This is a genomic window from Cyanobium sp. BA20m-p-22 (assembly GCF_024346275.1).
Taxonomy (GTDB): Bacteria; Cyanobacteriota; Cyanobacteriia; order PCC-6307; family Cyanobiaceae; genus Cyanobium_A.
Map to the genome: position 1 here is coordinate 1 of NZ_JAGQCQ010000282.1, position 5112 is coordinate 5112.

5 protein-coding genes are annotated in these 5112 nt (G+C 47.0%); 3 read left to right on the plus strand and 2 right to left on the minus strand.

What is annotated here, in order from left to right; translation table 11 throughout:
* The first annotated feature begins 130 nt into the window (after positions 1–130).
* On the plus strand, positions 131–820 hold the full coding sequence (locus KBZ15_RS18180; RefSeq protein WP_255016630.1) for an IS3 family transposase: 690 nt from the start codon (positions 131–133) through the stop codon (positions 818–820).
* Positions 821–835: 15 nt separating this feature from the next.
* Here the strand turns inward: KBZ15_RS18180 and KBZ15_RS18185 are convergent, their stop codons facing one another.
* The gene (locus KBZ15_RS18185) at positions 836–1237 is read right to left on the minus strand and encodes a DUF6444 domain-containing protein (protein ID WP_255016631.1); all 402 of its coding nucleotides are present in this window, start codon (positions 1235–1237) and stop codon (positions 836–838) included.
* A gap of 178 nt (positions 1238–1415) precedes the next feature.
* On the opposite strand from KBZ15_RS18185, the gene KBZ15_RS18190 reads away from it, so the two are divergent.
* Together KBZ15_RS18190 and KBZ15_RS18195 are read left to right on the plus strand one after the other, a co-directional pair.
* Entirely contained in the window at positions 1416–1997 is a 582-nt protein-coding gene (locus KBZ15_RS18190) for a hypothetical protein (RefSeq protein WP_255016632.1), read from the plus strand.
* Positions 1998–2079: 82 nt separating this feature from the next.
* Positions 2080–3276, plus strand: a complete 1197-nt coding sequence (locus KBZ15_RS18195; RefSeq protein ID WP_255016633.1) for a glycosyltransferase — start codon at positions 2080–2082, stop codon at positions 3274–3276.
* Positions 3277–3807: 531 nt separating this feature from the next.
* Here KBZ15_RS18195 and KBZ15_RS18200 read toward each other — a convergent pair.
* A partial coding sequence (locus KBZ15_RS18200) for an undecaprenyl-phosphate glucose phosphotransferase (protein ID WP_255016634.1) occupies positions 3808–5112 on the minus strand: 1305 nt, incomplete at its 5' end.

A 5112-nucleotide genomic window follows, 5' to 3' on the forward strand; every position in this document is an offset into this window, starting at 1 on the left:
TCCTTGATTCGTAACGACAAAGACGCGGGCATGACAAAGCTCCAGAGCTGAACCGGAGCCCTGTTGTCGCGCGTTGAGACCCGCCTATGTAGTTGCGCGGACCCGCCTACCTAATTGTCGCCGTGCACCAGTGCCACGCCTGCGGGCCGCAGGGCCAAATCAGGTGTGGAGCTGGGATATCACCTATCTCCCCACCAACGTGCGCGGTGTGTGGCTGTACCTCTACCTAGTGATCGACGTCTGGAGCCGCAAGGTCGTGGTCTGGGATGTTGCCGAGCGTGAGGATTCAGCCATTGCAGCGGATCTTGTGAGCAGGGCTTGCCTCAGAGAGCGGATCAGCAAAAGCCGCCAGCAGCCGCTGATCCTCCACGCGGACAACGGCAACGCAATGCGTGCCGCCACGCTGGAAAGCCGCCTGGAAGAGCTGGGGGTGCTGCGGTCCTTCTCTAGACCAAGGGTTAGCAACGACAACCCCTACTCGGAAGCGCTGTTCCGCACAGCAAAATACCGGCCCGATTACCCAAGGCGGCCATTCGCCAGCGTGGAAGAGGCATGCCTGTGGGTGGCGTCTTTTGTGGACTGGTACAACCACCGGCACCGCCATAGCGGGATCAAGTTCGTGACACCCCAGCAGCGCCATAGCGGTCAAGCCGTTGCCATTTGCCGCCATCGTGCTCACGTCTATGAACAGGCACGCCAGCAAAATCCACGTCGCTGGTCACGATCAACGCGCTGCTGGCGTCAACCGGAAGTGGTTTGGATCAATCCTCCACCCCCGGAAATCGAACATCAACCAGCTACATTTGCCATGGCTGCATAAATGGCAGCAGAGACGTCATCTTTCCTGACAGCTACCGGGATCTGGATCAATACCGTGGAGCAGAATGCCGCAGCGGCGGCAGGCATCAGGATAATGATCCACCACCTCATCCACCCGCTCGATCGGCAGCAGTTCCGGCCCACTGCCGGGATGGCCCAGCTTTCCGTCCCGCTTGCGGCCACTGCCCTTACGCCGCTCTGGCGGCTTAAACCCAAGCCCGTCACTGGAGGGAGGCTTGGAAGAGTTGCGCGAGCTCCGGCCAATCCGCTCCCGCAGGTTTTCCAACTCGGTGGCCAAGGAAGTGAGTTGGCCGCGCAAGAGCTCGATCTCCTGATGCTGGGCGTTGATCAGCGCTCCTACGCTGGCGGGAGATTCCAGCCAGTCCGCTTCTGGAATTCCAGCCAGAAGTGGGTTCATCACAGGCTGTATCCACCTGAGATGCAAACGGAAACCAAATTGCCGTCAAGGGTTCAGCAGGCCCGATGTTCGCCGCGAGCTGTCACGAACCATGAACGGATACGAGAGACATAACATTCAGTTGTCATATATCTGTAAGAATATGCTTATCCAGCATATTTGAAAAGCCAGACAGAAATTGACGCCAGGGCAGTTCGACAGGCGGGGTTGCGACTCACTGATAATTTTAGGTGAATCCCCGGGCAGTCAGCAAACCGCAGTCGTTGTGGACCTTTGCTGCCAAGCGCTAAAATCTAGGGTAGGCTGGGGATCGATCGATCATTTCAATTATGAACAAACTCACACCTGCAAAGAGATTCTCTTTATGAAAAAGAATTTTTTTGCTGAAGCATTATTTGCCATTGCGTCCATCCTTAACTTAGCGCTTCCCTCATACGGCTTATATCCCCTATACATAGTACCACTTTGTTATACCGCAACGAATTGCAACCGATTCATTGCAATAATTTTGGCGATAGCTACATCAGCCATTACTGTTTCCCTTGCGTTACCGACTGACAACTTAGCAAATGCAAGAATAGACATCATTACAGTGCGCACAATAATGATGCTATCTGTAATTTTCTTATATATTAATTACCATAAACTGTTTCAGTATCAAGAAAAAGAATTAAAGCTCTCCAATCAATGCTTCCAACCTGCGAAAAGTGCGGTTCTATTTTATGCCCTGACAATAAGTGGCGAACCGTCCCACAACTAGTTACATACCTTCAAAACCCAAAGATTAGTGTTATCGAATCCTGTTCACAGCCAACTTGCAAACAAATCTAGCATCGCTACAAATGAAGCTTCTCCATGTGATCCAATCAGTAAATCCTAAACACGGTGGTCCAATTGAGGGAATCCGCCAACAGGCAAGACAACACAAACAGCACGGAACTCTTATTGAGATAATTAGCCTTGATAGGGTCGACGACAACTTTCTTGGTTTTCCTAATACACCAGTCTATCCCTGCAAAGCAACCTTACTAGACAACCTATTTCCAGTGTCACTGCTGAAGTGGATTAAATTGAATCATTCCAGTTACGATGCAATAATTATAAATGGAATTTGGGGCTTTCATTTACTTGCAAGCTGGTTAGCACTTAGGAAATCAACAACCCCTTACTATATATTTAGCCATGGAATGCTTGACCCTTGGTTTAAAAAAACTTACCCACTAAAACATTTTAAAAAATGGCTAGTCTGGCCTTGGGCTGTATATCCTGCAATACGGGATGCGGAAGCTCTTTTTTTCACCTGCGAGCAAGAAAAGCTGTTAGCTCGCGAATCCTTTTGGCTCTATGATTGTCAAGAAGTTGTTATTGATTATGGTACAGAAGGAATTCCTGATCCCGAAGAAGATTTCTCGCGTGAATTTTTGGACCAACATCCTCAACTTGATGGCAAACAAATATTTCTATTTTTAGGGCGTGTCCATCCCAAAAAGGGGCCAGATCTGCTTATTAATTCTATTTCATTATTGCAAAAAGAAGGCAATTGGAATCCAGCAAAAATGAAGGTTGTAATAGCCGGCCCTGCCGACAGCCAATACGCAAGGCATCTTATCAATATTTCTAAAAAAATTGGTATCTCTGATTCAATTTACTGGACTGGCATGATTACGGGGAATCAAAAGTGGGGTGCTTTTCAAGCTGCTGATGTATTCATCTTACCATCCCACCAAGAAAACTTTGGCATTTCTGTTGCCGAAGCCCTTTCATGTAGACTTCCCGTGCTAATTTCAACAAAAATTAATATCTACTCTGAAATAGAGCTGGATCGAGCAGGTTTAGTTGAATTGGATGATCTTCATGGAACAGCAAATCTAATCAGGCGTTGGCTTGCTCTTGATCAAAGCCAGAAGTCAGTCATCAAAAGGGCAGCGAGAGATTGCTTTGAAAAACGATTCCATATATCAAAGACCACCAATGCTATTGACAGGAATGTGTTAAGAGCATTGATTACAAAGAAACTAACACATGATTCACTTGACTAGGTTGATATATTATATAGTGCGCTTAATACTATAACTTGCACCAGCAAAGAGGTGGGTCCTCGCTATTATTTTTTATTGTTTCTAATGATGGAGTCTTTAATTATTAGAACAGCCTCTTTGACTGGTCAAATAAGAAAATGCCACTGCACCTGGAGAACTTGTCAAGATTTAGGGATTGGTAACTTGATATCAGAGGGATTTTTATAATCAGTATTATACTAATCAAAGATATAAACTACGAACTTATCCACATGAACGGGCTCTGTGCACCAAACTAGAAATAAGGGGCTGTAAGGTTACATCTGTTTCGTGGTTACCAGGTTAAGAGCTGCGTAGGCTGCTCCAATGAGGTAGCTTAACTTAGGGTACGTACAAAACTTGCATCCAGTGATTTTATACTATAAAGCTGGTTCGTCCCATTGCAAGAAATGCAGTATGGATTAACTTTAGATATTTCAATAATATCCACCTGGAACCATGCAAAACACTATGAAGATAGTGGAACACACTAAATCTGGGAGGGAGGGGGGATTAATATGCCTTGTGTGAAAAAAGGCTAACAAAAGTACGTATTATAATTGCTATATCTAGAGAAAATCTCCATTCGCGCTGATAGCGAAGATCTGCTTCTACTCGATTTGCCATGGACATAAGATCGAGTGTTTCTCCTCGCCAACCCTCTACCTGGGCCAATCCTGTAAGACCTGGTTTGAACGAGTGGCGTTGCATGTAACCAGGAATCAGCTTTCTATAGCTCTCATTGTGATCAACTGCATGGGGCCTGGGCCCAACAATGCTCATTTGACCGCATAATACATTGATGAGTTGAGGAAGTTCGTCTAGACTCCACCGGCGAATGAATTTTCCAACCTTCGTAACTCGTGGATCATCCTTACTTGCCTGACGAAGCCCCTTCGTGGTACCTGCTTCCATTACTAGCATGGACCTAAATTTTATCATTCGAAATTTTGCACCGTTCATGCCGTAGCGATCTTGGGCGAAAAATATGGGACCAGGACTGGAGAGCTTTACTGCAATGGCGATGATGACCAGAAGCGGAGACAGCAGCAGTAGGGCAAACGCAGAGCACAAGAAGTCAAATATACGTTTGAGGTTAGCAGCAAAACGTGAGTGCTCGCCCCCCCACAGACTGAGGCAATGCATATTGCCGAATTGCTCCACCTGGAAACGCATACCTTGACCAGCCCAGTGGGGTGCATAAACTATTGGCAAGCAAGTGTCACCGAAAAATTCGAGGATTTCATTCATATTGATTTCACTGCTGGGAAGATGACTGAAAACAATGATGTCCACAGTGTTGGTTGAAAGCCAGCGCCTCATATCACCAAAATTGCCTGCGCATGGTATTAAATGTCCAGCATGCTGGTCTGGCCGATTCGCATGGGGGCTAAACCACTTCTCCATGTAGAGGCCGAGCCAGGGGGCATTGATCAATTTACTGCTAAATTTGGCTGCTGCTTCAGCAGAACCCCAGTAAAGGATTGATCGACGATTGCCTCCCCGTATTCTGTGCAAGCGTAAATACTTACGCAGGCCAACGTGAGAAAATTCTAACAAAATTAAGGTTATAGTTGCCCAACCAACAAAGCCAGCTCTACCAAAGTATTCAGATGACCTAGTGAAGTAAGTTAATACCAGCAACACCATTATTACGATGAGCCACCGGTTAACTATCTTGATAAATAGGTCCTTGAGGCTTCCCTGCCGAAAGCTTCCATACATGCCAGAGCCTGGAAGCAGCAAGGCTGTTAAGCCAAGCACCCATAGCCAGCTGGGGAGCAGCAGCGGCGACGGTTCGGGGATGTATTGCCCAAC

Coding starts and splice junctions, on each gene's coding strand:
- KBZ15_RS18185 (WP_255016631.1), bottom strand. CDS start 1,237: ATGAACCCACTTCTGGCTGGAATTCCAGAAGCGGACTGGCTGGAATCT.
- KBZ15_RS18195 (WP_255016633.1), top strand. CDS start 2,080: ATGAAGCTTCTCCATGTGATCCAATCAGTAAATCCTAAACACGGTGGT.